The sequence below is a fragment of the Hydrocarboniphaga effusa AP103 genome (assembly GCF_000271305.1).
Taxonomy (GTDB): domain Bacteria; phylum Pseudomonadota; class Gammaproteobacteria; order Nevskiales; family Nevskiaceae; genus Hydrocarboniphaga; species Hydrocarboniphaga effusa.
Genome location: NZ_AKGD01000002.1, coordinates 1,121,833 through 1,139,064 on the forward strand (window position 1 = coordinate 1,121,833; position 17,232 = coordinate 1,139,064).

At 66.0% G+C, this 17,232-nt stretch carries 16 protein-coding genes; 8 read left to right on the forward strand and 8 right to left on the reverse strand.

Going from position 1 to position 17,232, the window contains the following annotated elements; genetic code table 11:
• Positions 1-200 precede the first annotated feature (200 nt).
• The 3 genes from WQQ_RS16290 (at position 201) to WQQ_RS16300 (ending at position 4,105) form a co-directional block, all read left to right on the forward strand.
• Positions 201-1,565, forward strand: coding sequence for a hemolysin family protein (locus WQQ_RS16290; RefSeq protein WP_007186328.1), 1,365 nt, complete (start codon positions 201-203; stop codon positions 1,563-1,565).
• A gap of 109 nt (positions 1,566-1,674) precedes the next feature.
• A complete protein-coding gene (locus WQQ_RS16295; protein WP_007186329.1) occupies positions 1,675-3,372 on the forward strand; it encodes a proline--tRNA ligase in 1,698 nt (565 codons plus the stop codon).
• 196 nt (positions 3,373-3,568) lie between these two features.
• On the forward strand, positions 3,569-4,105 hold the full coding sequence (locus tag WQQ_RS16300; protein ID WP_007186330.1) for a lytic transglycosylase domain-containing protein: 537 nt from the start codon (positions 3,569-3,571) through the stop codon (positions 4,103-4,105).
• 23 nt (positions 4,106-4,128) lie between these two features.
• On the opposite strand, the gene WQQ_RS24745 is transcribed toward WQQ_RS16300, so the two are convergent.
• On the reverse strand, positions 4,129-4,812 hold the full coding sequence (locus WQQ_RS24745) for a LysM peptidoglycan-binding domain-containing protein (protein WP_007186331.1): 684 nt from the start codon (positions 4,810-4,812) through the stop codon (positions 4,129-4,131).
• A gap of 225 nt (positions 4,813-5,037) precedes the next feature.
• On the opposite strand from WQQ_RS24745, the gene wrbA reads away from it, so the two are divergent.
• Complete coding sequence (gene wrbA, locus WQQ_RS16310) at positions 5,038-5,631, forward strand: NAD(P)H:quinone oxidoreductase (protein ID WP_040454265.1); 594 nt, start codon at positions 5,038-5,040, stop codon at positions 5,629-5,631.
• Positions 5,628-5,981: a DUF2069 domain-containing protein gene (locus WQQ_RS16315; RefSeq protein ID WP_007186333.1), complete on the forward strand. Its 354-nt coding sequence runs from the start codon at positions 5,628-5,630 to the stop codon at positions 5,979-5,981. Before wrbA ends, WQQ_RS16315 begins: the two co-directional genes overlap by 4 nt.
• A 1-nt stretch (position 5,982) precedes the next feature.
• Here the strand turns inward: WQQ_RS16315 and hda are convergent, their stop codons facing one another.
• The gene (gene hda / locus WQQ_RS16320; RefSeq protein ID WP_007186334.1) at positions 5,983-6,672 is read right to left on the reverse strand and encodes a DnaA regulatory inactivator Hda; all 690 of its coding nucleotides are present in this window, start codon (positions 6,670-6,672) and stop codon (positions 5,983-5,985) included.
• A complete protein-coding gene (locus WQQ_RS16325; protein ID WP_007186335.1) occupies positions 6,669-7,817 on the reverse strand; it encodes an AI-2E family transporter in 1,149 nt (382 codons plus the stop codon). The genes hda and WQQ_RS16325 overlap by 4 nt, the downstream gene beginning before the upstream one ends.
• Before the next feature lie 160 nt (positions 7,818-7,977).
• Here WQQ_RS16325 and purM point away from each other — a divergent pair, with 160 nt between their 5' ends.
• Both purM and purN read left to right on the forward strand, forming a co-directional pair.
• The gene (gene purM, locus WQQ_RS16330) at positions 7,978-9,009 is read left to right on the forward strand and encodes a phosphoribosylformylglycinamidine cyclo-ligase (RefSeq protein ID WP_007186336.1); all 1,032 of its coding nucleotides are present in this window, start codon (positions 7,978-7,980) and stop codon (positions 9,007-9,009) included.
• Positions 9,006-9,680, forward strand: coding sequence for a phosphoribosylglycinamide formyltransferase (purN, locus tag WQQ_RS16335; protein WP_040454268.1), 675 nt, complete (start codon positions 9,006-9,008; stop codon positions 9,678-9,680). The genes purM and purN overlap by 4 nt, the downstream gene beginning before the upstream one ends.
• Before the next feature lie 109 nt (positions 9,681-9,789).
• Here the strand turns inward: purN and WQQ_RS23200 are convergent, their stop codons facing one another.
• Positions 9,790-11,343: an Ig-like domain-containing protein gene (locus tag WQQ_RS23200; RefSeq protein ID WP_083844600.1), complete on the reverse strand. Its 1,554-nt coding sequence runs from the start codon at positions 11,341-11,343 to the stop codon at positions 9,790-9,792.
• 277 nt (positions 11,344-11,620) lie between these two features.
• Here WQQ_RS23200 and WQQ_RS25125 point away from each other — a divergent pair, with 277 nt between their 5' ends.
• A complete protein-coding gene (locus tag WQQ_RS25125) occupies positions 11,621-13,123 on the forward strand; it encodes an OmpA family protein (RefSeq protein WP_007186340.1) in 1,503 nt (500 codons plus the stop codon).
• Between the two features lie 121 nt (positions 13,124-13,244).
• Here WQQ_RS25125 and WQQ_RS16350 read toward each other — a convergent pair whose 3' ends face one another.
• From WQQ_RS16350 to WQQ_RS16360, 4 genes are all read right to left on the reverse strand, one after another.
• Positions 13,245-14,600, reverse strand: coding sequence for an MBL fold metallo-hydrolase (locus WQQ_RS16350; protein WP_007186341.1), 1,356 nt, complete (start codon positions 14,598-14,600; stop codon positions 13,245-13,247).
• Positions 14,601-14,691: 91 nt separating this feature from the next.
• Positions 14,692-14,853 carry a hypothetical protein gene (locus tag WQQ_RS24415; RefSeq protein WP_007186342.1) on the reverse strand — a complete coding sequence of 54 codons (162 nt, stop codon included), beginning with the start codon at positions 14,851-14,853 and terminating at the stop codon, positions 14,692-14,694.
• Between the two features lie 95 nt (positions 14,854-14,948).
• Entirely contained in the window at positions 14,949-15,845 is an 897-nt protein-coding gene (locus WQQ_RS16355) for a recombination-associated protein RdgC (protein ID WP_007186343.1), read from the reverse strand.
• A 64-nt stretch (positions 15,846-15,909) separates the two neighbouring features.
• Entirely contained in the window at positions 15,910-17,199 is a 1,290-nt protein-coding gene (locus tag WQQ_RS16360) for an MFS transporter (protein WP_007186344.1), read from the reverse strand.
• Positions 17,200-17,232: the final 33 nt, after the last annotated feature.

Genomic DNA, 17,232 nt, shown 5'->3' on the forward strand with positions numbered 1-17,232 from the left:
TTTTCCCCGACTACCCTGAGTGTCGGGGCAAGAAGTGCAATTACCTTGCGGTCAGGCGTCAGCCCTCGCCAGGGCATCGGGTGAGCTGTTCGCCCGAGTCGACGCAGGCCATTTCGCACTTAAAGTGAACCTATCGTCACATTGCCGATGCCAGGTGTCTCATGTCGTACACTGGCGGTTCGCCCTTTGCTTGGTCCCCGATGTCCGTTCTTCACGACAGCCTGCTGCTCATCGTTGCGTTTCTGCTGGTTTTGCTGAATGGATTCTTCGTTGCCGCCGAGTTCGCGATCGTCAAGCTGCGCCGTACGCGCGTCGAAGACCTCGCCAAGGCGCACGGCTGGCGCGGTCGCATGCTGCGCCGGGTGCACGATCAGCTCGACGCCTACCTGTCGGCCTGCCAGCTCGGCATCACGCTGGCCTCGCTGGGCCTCGGCTGGGTCGGTGAGCCGGCGTTCGCGCACCTGCTCGAAGGGCCGCTGACCGCGCTCGGCGTCGGATCGCCGGCGGTGATCCACAGCATCGCCTTCGTGTTCGCGTTCGCGGTGATCTCCTACCTGCACATCGTGCTCGGCGAACTCGCGCCCAAGTCGCTCGCGATCCGCCAGCCCGAGCAGCTGTCGCTGATCACGGCCGCGCCGCTGTTTCTGTTCTATTGGACGATGTTCCCGGCGATCTGGGTGCTCAACCACAGCTCGAATTCGGTGCTGCGCCTGTTCGGCCTGGGCGGCGACGGGGCCGCGCATGGCGGGGGCGATTACTACAGCCCCGAAGAGCTCTCGCTGATCCTGCATCACAGTCGCATGGTCACGCCGGAAGGCCCGGAGATCGAGATCAAGACCATCGTCGCGCACACGTTGGAACTCGCCGACCTCGAAGCCGGCGATCTCATGCGCCCGCGCCGAGAGCTCGTGACGATCGCCACCGACGACAGCGCCGCCGAAATCCGACGCATCATCCAGAACCATCGTTTCAGCCGCTATCCGCTCGTCGACGCCGAAGGGGAAGGCGAGCGCATCCTCGGCGTGCTGCACATCAAGGACATCCTGCTCGAGCCTTCGGGCGAGGATCTGCAGAAGCGCCTGCGCAATAACCTGCGCGAAGCGCTCGAAGTGGACGAGACCGAATCGGCGCTCGAACTGATGCGTCGCTTCCGCGGCGGTGCGCCGCACCTGGCGCTCGTCAACGACGCCGACGGCAGCCTGGTCGGCTTCGTGACCATGGAAGACGTGCTCGAAGCGATCTTCGGCGAGATCACCGACGAGCACGAATCCCGGCGCGGCAACCGCACCGACCGGCGCTTCGTCTGGCTGCCGGACGGCAGCTTCATCGTGCCGGGCGACACGCCGGTCTACCGCATCGAGCGCGAGCTCGGGCGCGAGATCGAGGAGGCCGAGGAAGAGGAAGTCAGCACCGTCGGCGGCCTGATCATGTCCAAGCTCGATCGCGTGCCGGCCGAAGGCGATACCGCCGAGTTCGAGGATTTCACCGCGCTGGTTCGCCGCACCAAGGGTTTGCGCGTGGAATTGGTCAAGATCACGCCGCACGTCGTCTCGGAAGACACCTGACGGCGGCTGGCCGGCGCATCGCGGCGGGCGCGGGCGCCAGAATGCCCGCGAGCAAATCCGCCGGAGCCAGTAGAATCGCGGCCTTCCTCAAGCCGCCACCAGCAAACCCATGCGCCTGTCCCGCTTTCCGATCGCCACCACCAAAGAGACGCCCGCCGACGCCGAGATCGTCAGCCACCGGCTGATGCTGCGCGCGGGCCTCATCCGCAAGCTCGGCGCCGGCCTCTACACCTGGATGCCGCTGGGCCTGCGCACGCTGCGCAAGATCGAGAGCATCGTGCGCGAGGAAATGAACCGCGCGGGCGCCGTCGAGCTGCTGATGCCGTCGATCCAGCCGGCCGAGCTCTGGCAGGAATCGGGCCGCTGGGACGTGATGGGCGACGAGATGCTGCGCATCAAGGATCGCCACAAGAACGACTTCTGCTACGGCCCGACGCACGAGGAAGTGATCACCGCGATCGTGCGCGCCGACGTGCGCAGCTATCGCCAGCTGCCGATCAACTACTACCAGATTCAGACCAAGTTCCGCGACGAGCGCCGTCCGCGCTTCGGCGTCATGCGTGCGCGCGAATTCCTCATGAAGGACGCGTACTCGTTCAGCACCACGGCCGAGGACCTGTCGCAGCAGTACGAACTCATGCGCGAGGCCTACATCCGCATCTTCACGCGCGTGGGCGCGGATTTCCGTCCGGTGCAGGCCGACTCGGGCAACATCGGCGGCGCCAAGAGCGAGGAGTTCCACATCCTCGCGCTCGCGGGCGAGGACTTGCTCGCGGTGTCGACCGAGGGTTCGTACGCGGCCAATGTCGAAGCGGCCGAAACCAAGCCGACCGGCACGCGCGCCGCCGCTGCTGCGACGCTCGAAAAAGTCAGCACGCCGGGCCAGAAGACCTGCGAGCAGGTCTCCAAATTCATGAAGGTGCCGCTGACGGCCAAGGTCAAGCTGATGGTCGCCAAGGCGGCCGACGGCGGGCTGATCGGCATCGCGGTGCGCGGCGATCACGAGATCAACCCGATCAAGGCGGCCAAGCATCCGAAGGTGGCGAGTCCGTTCGAGATGGCCAGGATCGAGGACGTGCAGAAGGCCTTCGGCTGCGAAGTGGGCTACCTAGGCCCGGTCAACGCGCCGATTCCGGTCATCGCCGATTTCGCGGCGGCCGAAGTCGCCGACTTCGTCTGTGGCGCCAACGAAGTCGACCATCACCTGAAGGGCGTGAACTGGGGACGCGACTGCGCGGAGCCCGAGACCGCCGACCTGCGCATGATCGTCGAGGGCGACCCGTCGCCCGATGGCGTCGGCACGATTCGCCTGCTGCGCGGCATCGAAGGCGGGCACATCTTCCAGCTCGGCCAGAAGTATTCCAAGGCGATGAGCCTGACGGTGCAGGGCGAGAACGGCGAGAGCATCACGCCCGAAATGGGCTGCTACGGCATCGGCGTCTCGCGCATGGCCGCGGCCGTGATCGAACAGAGCCATGACGCCAACGGCATCATCTGGCCCGACGCGATCGCGCCATTCCGCGTCATCGTCACGCCGATCGGCACCGACAAGTCGCCGACCGCCAAGCAAACCGCCGAGACGCTCTACGAGCAGCTGATCGCGGCGGGCGTCGATGCGCTGCTCGACGATCGCGGCCTGCGTCCGGGCCCGATGTTCGCGGACGCCGACCTGATCGGCATTCCGCATCGCATCGTCATCGGCGACAAGGGCCTGGCCGCCGGCCAGTTCGAGTACAAGCACCGTCGCGCGGACAAGGCCGAGATGATTCCGGCCACGCTCGAAGCGGTTCTCGAAAAGCTCGGTTGAGCTTGGAAGGCCCGCGCAAATCTCGCGAAGCGGTTTGCCTTCTCCCTCCGGGAGAAGGTGCCCCAAAGGGGCGGATGAGGGTGTCGCGGTGATAGCCGAGGCTGGCCATGATGGCGAGTCCCTCACCCCTCGCCCCTCTCGCAGTGGGAGAGGGGTTGGCCATCGTTTCATCCGCTTCACCGGTGGACTCTGGCTGTTGTTCGCGAGCGCCAGCGCCTTCGCCGGCCCCACCGGCGAGCCCGAGCCCGAACTGCGCGCGATGCTCGCCAAGGCCATCGCAGCGGCCGACAGCTTCGACGACCGCTACACCGCCGAAGTCTGGCTCATGGACATGTCGGGCCGGCTCAAGCGCTATATCAAGAACGATGCGGAGCGGCTCGAATTTCTGCGCATCCTGCATCGCGAGGCTGCGCAGGCGCGGATTCCGCCGGAGCTCGCGCTCGCGGTGATCGAAACCGAGAGCCGTTTCGACCGTTATGCGATCTCGGTCGCGGGCGCCCAGGGCTACATGCAGATCATGCCGTTCTGGCTACGCGAGATCGCCGGGCCGGACGAGAATCTGTTCCATACCCGAACCAACCTGCGCATGGGCTGCACGATCCTGCGCTTCTACCTCGACCGCGAGAGGGGCAACCTCGTCAACGCGCTCGCACGCTACAACGGCAGCCTCGGCCAACCGCAGTATCCGGACCACGTCATCAAGGTGCTCAACAAGCGCTGGTATCGCGGTTGACGCGCGGCTGAGCCATTCGGTGGCTAGGGCTTGCCCGATTCCTGGATCTCGCCGATGCGCGTTTCGCTGCGCTGGTTCTTCTCGCGCGCGTAGGTCACCGCGTCGACCACTTCCTGGATCGTCGGATTGGGCCGGATCTTGAGCTGCTGGCCGGCCGCGAGCTTGTCCGGATTCGGCAGCACCTGCAGGTTCGATTGCCAGATCAGCGGCCACAGCCACGGGTTGCCGTAGACCTCGGACTTGCCCGAAATCACCCACAGGCTGTCGCCCGATTTGACCACGTAGGACTTGTTGCCCGTGCGCAATTCCTGGTTGAGCCGCTGCAAGGCCTGCAGCGCCGGCTTGCTCTGGCCTTGCACGAGCAGGGCTTCGGCGCTCTTCTGCTGCGCGAGCTGGGAATCGGAGAGGCCGGTGAACTGATACGACTGCTGCAAGGCTTCCTGCGCTTGGCGCATCGTCGTCGCATCGCCTGCGGATGGCGGCAACGGCACCGATGAAGACGGCGCCGTGCTTGCCGGCGGAACGCTGCGAGATTCGGCGGAAGCCTGAATCCTCGGCAGCACGGTCGGCGGTGGATTCGCCATCGTCGGTAGCGGGGGCAAGGGCGGAGGCGGCCGGCGGATCGGGTCGCGATCGAGCCGCGTCGGGGCGGCGCAGGCGCCCATCAGGGAAACGCAGAGCAGGGCGGGAGCGAGCCTCGAGAGCATCGGCAAAGCGTTCCTTGTGCGGAAGGGGCAGCGTCGGAGCTGCGATGATCGCCCAAGCCCGTCTGGCGATGCCACTGTCGAGGCGAGGCCGCCTCGCCGGCACGGAGAGCGATGACCGAGTATCGAGTCGGCACGCCCGATGGCGCGCGGTGCTTCGAGTTCATGCCGGGCGCGCCAACTCAATACAATCCGCAGCCAATTCATCTTCGAGCGGGAAACCAAAGAGTGAGCGACGTCCTGGTGCTGTACTACTCGCGCAACGGTTCGGTGGCCGCGATGGCGCGCGAGATCGCGCGTGGCGTGGAAGCGGCCGGCGCGGTCGCGCGCTTGCGCACGGTGCCGGCGGTGTCGACGGTCACCGAAGCCGCTGCGCCGGCGATCCCGGAAGACGGTCCGGTCTACGTGACGCACGACGATTTGCGCGAATGCTCGGCGCTGATCCTCGGCAGCCCGACGCGCTTCGGCAACATGGCCGCGCCGCTCAAGTATTTTCTCGATTCGACCTCGGGTCCGTGGCTGTCGGGCGCACTCGCGGGCAAGCCGGCCGCGGTGTTCACATCGACGAGCACGCAGCACGGCGGCCAGGAAAGCACGCTGCTGACCATGCTGATGCCGCTGCTGCATCACGGCATGCTCGTGACCGGCATTCCGTACAGCGAGCCGGCGCTGTCGACGACGCAGAGCGGCGGCACGCCTTACGGCGCTTCGCACGTCGCCGGCACCGACGCCAAGCCCAGGCCGCTCAGCGCGGACGAGCGCGCGCTGTGCCAGGCGCTCGGCCGTCGCGTCGCCTGGTTCGCCGCGAAGCTGTCGTCATGAAGGTCAGGCCGCTGAGCCATTGGATGCGCCTGCTCGCATCGGGCATGCACCTGCTGCTGATCGTGCTCGTCACGCTGCGCGGCGATTTCGGCAAGGGCAGCTTGCTGGCGCTGCCGCTGTTCCTGCCGCTCGCCGGCATTCTGCGCGGCCGTCGCTACACCTACAGCTGGGCCAGCATGATGCTGGCGTTCTACGCGGCCGGTTATCTGTCGGCGGGTTATGCGGAGCCGCAGAACAAATGGGCGGTGTTCGGCATCGCCACGGTTGCGGCGCTCGAATTCGTCGGACTGGTGCTTTACGTGCGCTTCCTGGCGCGTGAGCGCATCGCGCAGGGTCTGCGGCCGTCCTGATTCAACCCAAGGTCTTCTGCACGAACGGCAGCGTGAGCCTGCGCTTGGCGCTCAGCGAGGCGTGATCGAGCGTGTCGAGTGCGGCGATCAGGCTTGCCGCGTCGCGCGGCAGATGGTGGATGAGCCAGCGCGCGGCTTCGTCGGGCAACTCGAGCCCGCGAGCCAGCGCATTCTCGCGCAGCCAGCGACTGCGATCGGCATCGTCGAGCGCGCGCAGGCCGAAGCGGGCGGACTGGTGAAGCCGCGTGCGCAGGTCGGGGATCGCGCAATCGAGCCGGTCGGTCGCGTGTGACGCGGAAACCAGCCAGCGACGCTGGTTCGCACGCAGCTTGTCGAAGCGGCGGATCAGCGCATACGCCCAATCGCGATCCGCGCTGACGATGTCGAGATCGTCGAGCGCGAGCAGGTCGGCCTCGTCGGCGCCGTCGAGCAGCTCGATGGGCCGCTCCGCAAAGTTCGCGAGCGGCAGGTAAGCCACGCGCAAACCCTGCTGCTGGAAATGCCGCGCGGTCGCCAGCAGCAGATGACTCTTGCCGACACCATCCGGCCCGAACAGGTAGATCCCGCCGATCGGTGAATCGTGCAGCTCGCGCAGCGCGGCGAGCGCGGCTTCGTTCGGGCCGGCGAAATAGGTGTCGAAGCTGGCGGTGCTACGGAGCTGGACCGACAGCGCGAGCTGCTCGCCCTTCACGCGTCTTCGCGCAGCGCGGGGAGGGAGGCTTCCGCGGGCGCCTCGGGCGCCGGATCGAGAGCCGGGTCCAGATAGAGCCGGCTCTGGAACCAGTGCGTGAGCGTGTGCCGCAGCATCACCGCGAGCACCGCGGCCACCGGCAGCGCGAGCAGCACGCCGATGAAGCCGAACAGCTGGCCGCCGGCCATCACCGCGAAGATCACGGCCACCGGATGCAGGCCGATCTTGTCGCCGATCAGCCAGGGGCTGAAGACGTTGGATTCGAGGAACTGGCCGACCGCGAATACGACCGCCAGCCAGATGAAAGGCGTGAGCTCCTGCGTCTGCACCGCCATCGCGATCACCGCGGTGACGATGCCGATGATCGCGCCGAGATACGGAACGAAGCTGACCATGCCGATGATCAGGCCGACGATCAGCGCGAGCTTGAGCCCGGTCAGCCAGAGCGCGAGCCAGTAATAGGCCGTCAGCGCGGTCATGACCGTGAGCTGGCCGCGGAAGAAGGCGCCGAGCACCTCGTCGGTTTCGCGCGCCAGGCCATCGGCGGTCGGACGCCAGCGCGGCGGAATCACGCCGCGTATCCAGGCGACGAGACGGTCCCAATCGCGCAGCAGGTAGAAGGTGACGATCGGGATCAGGAACAGGTTGGCGACCGTGGTCATGATCGCCCCGGTCGAGTCCGAGGCGCGCTGCCAGATCGCCGGCAGTACGTTGCTGGCCTTGGACCAGTTGTCCGTGATCAGCGTCTTGAGGCCTTCGGCGTCGAGGCGGATGCCTTCGGGCAGGCTCACGCCGAGCTTGGGCAGCGCGCTGTCCTGCAGCCAGACCAGCCAGTCCGGAATGTTGTGGATCAGCACCCCGAGCTGTTCGCCGAGCATCGGCACGACCAGCGCGATGACCAGCAGCGCGAACACCGTCAGCACCACGAACACCAGGCTCACGCCGGCCGTGCGCGAGAGCCTGAGCTTTTCGAGACGGTCGACGAGCGGGTCGCCCATGTAGGCCAGCCCGGCGCCGACGACGAAGGGCGTCAGGATCGGCGACAGCAGCCAGGTCACCACCAGCAGCAGGATGCCGATGGCGATCCAGGGCCAGTTCTCGCGCAGCGAGGAGGTGGCCGGGTTGGAGCTGGCGTCGTCGCTCATGGAGGTTTCAGGAGGGGCAGGAGGCCATTATCCGGTGCCTGGGCGGGTTTTCACAGGTTAGAATCCGCGCCCTACCGCGTTCACCGATCCCATCGTCCGCTCGCGAGGCGGCGACGCACCCGTAGCGCTCCCTACCAGATCCCGTATCAGATCAAGCCCCATGACTTCCTCGAAAGGCCTGTCCTACCGCGACGCCGGCGTCGATATCGACGCGGGTGACGAACTCGTCGACGACATCAAGAAGATCGTGCGCAGCACGCGCCGGCCCGAAGTGCTCGCCGGTGTCGGTGGCTTCGGCGCGCTGGTCGGCCTGCCGAAGAAATACAAGAAGCCCGTGCTGGTCTCGGGCACCGACGGCGTCGGCACCAAGCTGCGCCTCGGCATCGATTCGGGCCGCGTGCAGGGCCTGGGCATCGACCTCGTCGGCATGTGCGTCAACGACGTGCTCGTCTCGGGCGCCGAGCCGCTGTTCTTCCTCGATTACTACGCCACCGGCAAGCTCGACAAGAAAGTCGCCGCGCAGGTGGTCAAGGGCATCGCCGAAGGCTGCAAGCTTGCAGGCGCCGCGCTGGTCGGCGGCGAAACCGCCGAAATGCCGGGCATGTATTCCGAGGGTGATTTCGACCTCGCCGGCTTCTGCGTGGCGGTGGCCGAGCAGAGCAAGATCATCGACGGCAGCGGCATCAAGGTCGGCGACGTGCTGATCGGCCTGCCGTCGAGCGGCCCGCATTCAAACGGCTATTCGCTGATCCGCAAGATTCTCGCGGTGAGCGGCGCCAGGCTCGAAGACGCCTTCGGCAAGGGCACGCTCGGCGATGCGCTGCTCGCCCCGACCTCGATCTACGTCAAGCCGGTGCTCAAGCTGCTCGACGCCAAGCTGCCGATTCGCGGCATGTCGCACATCACCGGTGGCGGCATCGTCGGCAACCTGCCGCGCTGCTTCCCGAAGGGCACCGCCGCGGTCGTCGACACCGCCAGCTGGACGCGTCCGGCGATCTTCGACTGGCTGCAGGAACAGGGCAAGGTCGAGCAGGACGAGATGTGGCGCGTGTTCAACTGCGGCGTCGGCTTCGTGCTCGTGGTGCCGCGCAAGGCCGTCGACAAGACCCTCACCGAACTCAAGAAATCCAGGCTCAAGCCCTTCGTCATGGGCGAGATCGTCAAGGGCAAGCAGGACGTGCGCTTCGCGTGAGCTTGCCGCGGGGCAGGCTCGTCGTGCTGATCTCCGGCCGCGGTCGGAACCTGCAGGCTTTCATCGACGCGACACGTGACGGCCGCATCGAGGCCGACATCGCGCTGGTGGTGTCGAATCGCGCGGATGCGGCAGGGCTCGGGCTCGCGCGGGATGCGGGGATTCCGACGCGCGTCATCGCGCATCGCGACTATCCGACGCGCGAGGCCTTCGATGCGCAGCTGATCGACGCGATCGCGCCGCTGCAGCCCGATCTGGTGCTGCTCGCGGGCTTCATGCGCATCCTGACGCCGTCCTTCATCCGCGCTTTCGAAGGGCGGCTGCTCAACATCCATCCCTCGCTGCTGCCGCGCTATCCGGGCCTCGACACGCACGCGCGCGCGATCGCGGCCGGCGACGCCGAGCACGGAGCGAGCGTGCACCTGGTCACCGAAGAACTCGACGGCGGGTCGGTGCTGATGCAGGGCGCGGTGCCGGTGCTGCCTGACGACGATGCAGCCAGCCTTGCCGAGCGCGTGATGCGCGACGTGGAACTGCGCATTTATCCGCAGGTCGTGAGCTGGTGCCTGCGTGGCGTGCTGACGGTTGCGGCCGATGGCTTGCGCTACGAAGGCGAGCGCGTCGGCGCTCCACTGGGCCTGGAGAAGCTCGAGCCCGCGTTTCGCGGCTGAGGAGTCGGTTACCTCGGAGCGGGACCGTTGCGGCTCGCTCGTCGAATTGACGCATACGGAAACGAAGAAGGCGCCTCACGGCGCCTTCTTCGTTTTTTAGCATCAGCTTTTACTCGGTCGTTTCCGGCAGCGGCGCGACGGTGCCGCAAGCGTTGTAGACCTGCAGCGAGCTCAGCGCCGTGGCCAGACCCGAGTTGTAGGTCAGGCGCACGCCGTTGAACGGCTGGGTCGGCTGGAAGAACACGGCGGCGGCTTCGTTCGGAATGTTGCCGATCGGCAGCAGCGGGAAGCCGAGCAGATCGACCTGCAGCGTATTGGAAGCGGCGTTGCCGGTTTCCACTTCCTCGCCGTTGAGCAGCGTGGTCACGGTGACGGCGGAAAGCACGTCGGCCGCAAGCAACTGACCCGCCGGGCTGCCGACCACGAAGCCGACCGGCTGCGTGCCCGGGAAGGTCGTCGCCGCGCCCGACGGCGTCACGTCGACGCTGAGGCTGTCGCCGAGCAGGCTCACGGTCAGGTTGAGATCGAGGTGGTTGCTGTCATCGGCATCGATGACGAATTCCGGCTCGCCCGTGGTGGAGCAGAGCAGACCGAGGCCGCCGAGCGCGCCGCAGATCAGCCCGCCCCGGGACGTCGACGCCTCGTAGGCCGGGGTACGCAGCGGGGTGGTGCAGACCGCGTCGGAGATTTCGAGCGTGGCGGAAGCATCGCGAGCGGCGGGGTCGGTGATCTGCGGCTGGGCGCCAGCCTTGAGCGTGGCCGTGATCGTGGTTGTGCCCTTGGTGACCGCGGTGACCGAGCCTGTGTTGTCGATGGTCGCGACCGCCGGAGTGGCCGAGGTCCAGTCGATCAGTTCGTTGCTGATCTCTTCCTCGTCGTTGTTGCTGTAGCGGCCGATGGCGTGGGCCTGCGTGGTCGAGCCGATCGGCAGCGGAGCCTGATCGAAGGTCACCGAGATCACTTCGACGAGTTCGCGGTTGCTGGCGGTGATCGTCAGCGTGGTGCTGACCTCCGAGGCCTCGGTCGAGGTCACGGTGATCGCTGCGGTGTCATCGTTGGTGGCCGTGAGCGGAACGCGGATGGCCTTCTCGGTCGCCGGGCCGGGCAGTGCGGGCGTGGCGACGGTGTCGTCGTCCGAGACCCAGGTGGCCGTGATCGGACGCTCGGTCGTGTCGCTGTAGACGCCGACAGCACGGTAGCTGCGCTGGGAGCCGCGTGCGATGGTGTCGGCGGTCACCGTGGTGTTGTCGAGGGTGCGCACGATCTTGATGCTGTCGAGTGCCGCGGGGCCGACGGTGATCGTGACCGTGTTGCTGGTCTTGCCGTCTTTGCTCGCGGTGATTCGCGCAACGCCGGTGTTCACTGCGGTGACAAGGCCAGCCGCATTGACCGTAGCAACCGAAGTATTGTCGCTACTCCAGTTGGCGCTGGTAGAGCGTTCGACCGGCGTTGCTTCATCAGGCGGCGGTTGGGTGAAGCTGCCGATAGCTTCCAGCTGCTCCGTGCGCCCTTTGGGAACGAGAGCGGTCTCCAGTTGGGTCGCTTTCACCTGTGCGGAAAGCGCCACGAGATCCTCCGTGAATGCAGGACTTTGAATAGACCCATCACCGCAGGCCGCCAGCACCAACGTGGCTAGCACCGCCAACGCGCGCATCGCTTTCATCCACTACTCCCAAAATTAACGGCAACTCCCGAAGAACTCCCAAGTAAGACTTTTCCGATTGTCTTACTCACCCGGGCATCTGAATGTTGTGTCACGGCCCCTAGGCGGCATAATCTACAGGGAGCCACTTGCGCTGAACAGCACCCTGACATCGCAATCAGGGGCTACGCAAGCTGGACAGGGGATGTTCGCCACGTGGCGACACGGTCGATCGATAGGGATCGGCAAGTCCGAAAGACTTTGTAAGGTCGTTCGCTGTTGTTAAGGGAGAGTGTAAATGCTGAAGAAGCTTTGCTTTGCTTTCGCTGCGCTGCTGTGGGCGGGTGCCGCCACCGCGCAGGAAACAGAGATCGACACCCGTTGGTACATTGCACCGTCCATCGGTTTTTCGTTCGCTGATTCCGACGTGGGCCCCGGCGGCTCCCTGTCGATCGGCAGGTCTCTGAACGAGTACTTCGGCATCGAACTCGAGGGTTCTTACACCAAGCTCGATGTCAGCGACATCCAGTCGAAGTACGACTACAGCAGGCCGACCTTCGGCATCAACGCGCTGTTGTACCTGCTGCCGCAGGATGCTTCGGTGCGTCCTTACCTGATCGGCGGCGCCAACTATCACTTCGTCGAGTTCCTCGACGAGAAGCTCAACGGTCCGGGCGTGAGCGCCGGTGCTGGCGTGCTGTTCCCGCTCAACAGCCACTGGTCCTTCAAGCTGCAGGGCCGCTACAACCTCGACTTCATCAAGGAGAAGGGCATCGTTCCGGACGATACCTACTACCTCTGGGATGTCGGCCTCGGCGTTGCCTACAAGTTCGGCGCGTTCCCGGCCGACGATGACGGCGACGGCGTGCCGAACAGCCTCGACAAGTGCCCGGATACGCCTCGCGGCGTAGCGGTGTACTCCGACGGTTGCCCGGTCGACCTCGATGGCGACGGCGTTCCGGACTACCTCGACAAGTGCCCGAACACGCCCAAGGGTTCGCCGGTTGGCGCCGATGGTTGCCCGCTCGACACCGATTCCGATGGCGACGGCGTTCCGGATATCAACGATCGCTGCCCCGGTACTCCGGCAGGCGTGAAGGTTGGCCCGGATGGTTGCCCGCTCGACAGCGACGGCGACGGCGTGCCGGACTACCTCGACAAGTGCCCGCAGACGGCGCCGGGCCAGGCGGTCGATGCCGAAGGCTGCCCGATCCAGGACAGCGACGGTGACGGCGTGCCGGATCACCTCGACAAGTGCCCGAACACCCCACGCGGCCAGAAGGTCGGCCCGGATGGCTGCCCGCTCGACAGCGACGGCGACGGCGTGCCGGACGACATCGACCAGTGCCCGAACACCCCGCCGGGCCTGAAGGTCCTGCCGGACGGCTGCGCGCCGGTCGGTGACTGCCGCAAGCCGCGTCCGGGTGAGCCGGTCGATGCCCGCGGTTGCGCGCTGGATCGCCGCTTCGTGCTGCGTGGCGTGAAGTTCGAGTTCGACTCCGACCGCCTGCTGCCGGAATCGAAGGTCATCCTCAAGGAAGTCGCCGAGACGCTGAACGCGTATCCGCAGATCAAGGTCGACGTTGAAGGGCATACCGACTCCATCGGTACGGATGCCTACAACCTCGGTCTGTCCGAGCGTCGCTCGATCGCGGTGCAGCAGTTCCTGAGCACCAATGGCGTCACCAAGGGTCGCCTGCGCCCGGTTGGCTACGGCGAATCGAACCCGATCGACACCAACGAAACCGAAGCCGGTCGTGAGAACAACCGTCGCGTCGAGTTCAAGGTGACCGAAGGCTGATCCCGATCTAGCGATCGGAATTCAAAAACCCCGGCGGAGCGATCCGCCGGGGTTTTTCTTTGTGCGATGAAAAAACTGGAAAGTGAAAGCGCTCGCGTTTTTACGAGCGCTTCGTGAAGCCTCAGCCGCTCAGCAGCCCTTCGGCTTCGAGCTTCTCGAGATGGCTTTCGATGTTCTTGCGAGCCAGCGGCAACAGGCGCGGATCGACTCCGACGTAGATCGCATCGAGCATCTGCTGGACGCTGTTGCCTTCGCGATGCAGGCGCAGGATGTGCTCTTCGCGCAGCTTGCGATGGCGCAGCGTTTCTTCGAGCCGGAACGTGCCGCCCAGGCCCTGGCCGTGCGACGGGAAGATGCTCAGCGGCGCAAGGTCGATGATGCGCTGCATCGAGTCGAAGTACTGGCGCATGTCGCCTTCGGGCTTGGCGATCACCACCGTGCCGATGCCCTGAATCAGATCGCCGACGATGCACCAGGTGCGCTGGCTCGTCATCAGGGCGATCTGCCCATCGTCGTGTCCCGGAATTTCGAGCACGCGGATCGGCTCCTCGTGCCAACTCGCCACACCGTCGCCTTCACCGACGAGCTGCAGCTCGATGCCTTCGAAGAAGGCTGCACCCTTGCGATCCCGAATGCGCTGCGCAGTTCGCGCGCTCATGAGGATGGGCCAGCCATGACGGCGCGCGAGTGCATCGGCGCGCTCGTGATGATCCGGATGGTGATGCGTGATCAGCAGCGCATTGACGCCCTGCGCAAGCAGCGTGGCCGACAGCCGGTCGAGCTCGGCGTCGTCGCAAGGCGAAGGGTCGATGGCCAGCCGCTGGCCCGGCAATTCGCCGGTGACGTAGCAATTGGTGTGTTCGGCCGGCGGCAGCGTGTGCGAGCGCACGGGAATCTGGATGAGCCCGGCGACGCTTTCGATCGCCATCAACTGTCCTTCCGGTGCGACCGCGACGAGGTTGCCCATGTGACCGCACTGCGGATCGCGTGCGAGTGCCCGGATGGAGGCGATCGTGGGCGGGGCGATGATGAATTGCCCGCGCTCGAATTCGGAGAGCCAGTCCTGCGCGCTGGCCCATTTGCTCGAGATCGCCTCGGGCTGGTGCAACACGAAGTCCGGCCTGCGCTCCAGATGCACGGCGAAGAAGTGCGTATTGAAGCGCCGCGGGATGTGCATCGGAGTGAGCGCATGGCCGCAGGCGCTGATGCTGCGTACGCCGCCTTCGTCGGCGAATTGCACGAGATCGAAATCGAGTTCTTCCTTGAGCTCCCGGCACAGTGCGCGGGCCAGGCGCGCATCGATGCCGTCGAATACCGGATGCTCGAACGCCGCGCCGTCGGTGTCCTCGGGGTCGACCTTGCCGCCCGGGAAGGCCTGATGGCCTGCGAAGGTCTGTAGCGCCGGGTGACGGAGGGCGAGAAAAAGCTCGCCGTCGTGCATCAGCAGAGCGGTGACCGAATCGATGGGAGCAGGCATGCGGGAGCCCCGGAGGAATAGGCGCCCATTGTACGACGCGTGTCCGTGCAAGCCGTCGCAAGCAGGCCGGTGCGCTGGCTCAACGAGCGATTTAGCCGCGCACGAGCCGAGTCTGTCCGAGGCGGGGCGTGGGCTTGCGCAGCAGCTGAGTGATGTCGTCCATCCAGGCGTTCACGCGCGGGGCCGGCGGCGTAGCGTGGGGCAGTCGTTCGGACTTCGGAACGGCGATGGCAACGGCTGAGCGCGGCTTCATCGAAGACCTTTGGATATGACAGGAGTGCCCCGCATTCTTTTGCCAGCCAGTGAAGGCCTCCTGAACTCAGGCGCGAGGCTTCGCGCGCGCCGGGCTCAGCGCTTTTGTATGCCGAAGGCTTCGAGCAAATCGTCGATCATCGGCCCGACCTGGCCGGTCATCAGCGTGAACTCGGCCTCGAACTGACGAGCCGGATCGAGCCCCGGATCCTCTTCGGCTTCGTCCATTTCCATGAACTTGAGGCGTTTGATCTCGAGCTTGTCGTTGACGACGAGCGAGAGCCGGCCGTTCCAGGTCATCGCAAGCTTGCTCGCGCGCAGGCCTTCCTCGAGATGACGCTGAATCTGCTGCACGTCGAGGTTGTGGCGCACGTAGCGCACGACGGATTTGGCCGCGTCCCCGCTCGTGAGTTCGCATTCTTCCCCGAGGTCGAAGCGACCCGGTGCACGGCGCGCGGACAGCCAGTCGGTGAGCTTCTGCCCCGGCGAGGCTTCGGTCTGCGGCATCGAGACCGGCAGTTCACCCCCGAGTGTCTCACGCAGAAATTCCACGACTTGCTCGCCGCGGGTCGGCGACGAGGCATCGACGATCAGCCGGCCCGCCGCCGGATCGATCCAGGCGCGCGTGGTGTTGCGGCGCGTGAAGGCGCGCGGCAGCAACTCGGCCGCGATGATCTCCTTGAAATCGCGCAGCTGCTTGCGTCCGGGCTTGAAGCCCTTTTCGCGCTCGAACTCGATCGCACGCTGCTTGACCGCGTCATTGAGCACCGAAGACGGCAGCAGCTTCTGCTCGGTTCCGAGGGCGATCAGCAGATGCCGCTCCAAACCCTGCACCAGCTGCACGTCATCGATCGGAGCGACCCAGCCGCGGCTTTCGGTGCTCATCGCGCTGCACGGCAGCAGCGGGCGCGCGGCCAGTTTTTCTTCGAGCTCGCCGGCCGGGAGCGACCAGTCCTGTTCCAGACGATAGATCAGCAGATTCTTGAACCACATGGCGGTGCAGGCGCGGCAAGGGGGCCGCGCATGGTAGCGGCTCCGGCCGGGTGATGCAGTCGGGCTAGGTCGCGGTGACCGCCGTTGCCGGTCTCGGCAGGCGCAACCCGGCGAGCACGAGGCAGACCAGGCTCAGGACGCCGACGTAATGGGCCGGAGCGAGTAGCGGGCTGGCCTTGAGCAGCAGGCTCACGATGAGCGGGGTGAGGCCACCGAAGATCGCGTAGGCGAGGTTGTACGAGAGCGACAGCCCGCTGAAGCGCACCGGCGCCGGGAAGGCGCGCACGATCACGCTCGGAATCACCCCGACGATGCTGACGCAGAAACCGGTCAGGGCGTAAGTGGCGAACAGCGGCAGCGCGTGCTGTTGGCCGAGGTAGAGCAGGTAGATCGAGCCGAGCAGCGCGAGGCTGCCGAGCGCGAGTACGCGCGACGCACCGTAGCGGTCCGACGCCGCGCCATAGAGCACGCAGCCGATCGTCAGGCAGAGCGTTGCCAGGCTGTTGGCCTGCAGGGCGAGCGGGGCGGGGATCGCGAACATCTTCTGCAGCAGCGTCGGTGACAGCAGCACCACGACGACGATGGCGGCGGTCAGTGTCCAGGTCAGCAGCATCGATTGCAGCACCGAGCGCCAGTGATCGCGGATGACGGTTTTCACGGGCAGCTCGCGCGAAAGCGCCTTGCGTTGGCGCATGGCCTCGAACACCGGGGTTTCTTCGAGCCAGCGACGCAGCCAGACCGCTAGCAGGCCGAACACGCCGCCGAGCAGAAACGGAATGCGCCAGCCCCAGGCCAGGATTTCGTCGGCGCTGAGACTGATATTGATCAGCGCGGCCACCGAAGAGCCCAGCATGATGCCGAGCGTGAGTCCGGCCGTGAGCACGCTGCAGGCCAGGCCGACGCGGCGCTCGGGCACATGCTCGGCGACGAACACCCAGGCGCCCGGCACTTCGCCGCCGATCGCCGCGCCTTGCAACAAGCGCAGGCCCAACAGCAGGACCGGAGCGAGCACGCCGATCTGCTGGTACGTCGGCAGCAGGCCCATGCCGAGCGTCGGCAGCGCCATCAGGAACACCGACAGCGTGAACATCTTCTTGCGACCGATGCGATCGCCGAAATGCGCCATCACCACACCACCGACCGGGCGCGCCAGATAGCCGGCCGCAAACAGCCCAAAGGTCTGCATCTGCGCGACCCAGTCGGCGGTCTCGGGTGGAAAGAACAGCTTGCCGATGGTGATCGCGAAGAACACGAAGATGATGAAATCGTAGAACTCGAGCGCCCCGCCGAGCGCGGCCAGCAGCAGGGTTTTGATGTCGTGGCGGTCCAGCGGGCGATCGGCGGCTTGGCTCATGGCACCGGGAAATGGCGGGCGTGGGAGTGCAGA

Bases quoted from the DNA above. Each gene is read 5' to 3' on its own strand.
- WQQ_RS16290 (WP_007186328.1), top strand. From the start codon at position 201: ATGTCCGTTCTTCACGACAGCCTGCTGCTCATCGTTGCGTTTCTGCTG.
- WQQ_RS16325 (WP_007186335.1), bottom strand. From the start codon at position 7,817: ATGAGCGACGACGCCAGCTCCAACCCGGCCACCTCCTCGCTGCGCGAG.
- WQQ_RS24745 (WP_007186331.1), bottom strand. From the start codon at position 4,812: ATGCTCTCGAGGCTCGCTCCCGCCCTGCTCTGCGTTTCCCTGATGGGC.
- WQQ_RS16295 (WP_007186329.1), top strand. From the start codon at position 1,675: ATGCGCCTGTCCCGCTTTCCGATCGCCACCACCAAAGAGACGCCCGCC.
- WQQ_RS16360 (WP_007186344.1), bottom strand. From the start codon at position 17,199: ATGAGCCAAGCCGCCGATCGCCCGCTGGACCGCCACGACATCAAAACC.
- WQQ_RS16350 (WP_007186341.1), bottom strand. From the start codon at position 14,600: ATGCCTGCTCCCATCGATTCGGTCACCGCTCTGCTGATGCACGACGGC.
- purM (WP_007186336.1), top strand. From the start codon at position 7,978: ATGACTTCCTCGAAAGGCCTGTCCTACCGCGACGCCGGCGTCGATATC.
- WQQ_RS24415 (WP_007186342.1), bottom strand. From the start codon at position 14,853: ATGAAGCCGCGCTCAGCCGTTGCCATCGCCGTTCCGAAGTCCGAACGA.
- WQQ_RS23200 (WP_083844600.1), bottom strand. From the start codon at position 11,343: ATGAAAGCGATGCGCGCGTTGGCGGTGCTAGCCACGTTGGTGCTGGCG.
- WQQ_RS16355 (WP_007186343.1), bottom strand. From the start codon at position 15,845: ATGTGGTTCAAGAATCTGCTGATCTATCGTCTGGAACAGGACTGGTCG.
- WQQ_RS25125 (WP_007186340.1), top strand. From the start codon at position 11,621: ATGCTGAAGAAGCTTTGCTTTGCTTTCGCTGCGCTGCTGTGGGCGGGT.
- WQQ_RS16315 (WP_007186333.1), top strand. From the start codon at position 5,628: ATGAAGGTCAGGCCGCTGAGCCATTGGATGCGCCTGCTCGCATCGGGC.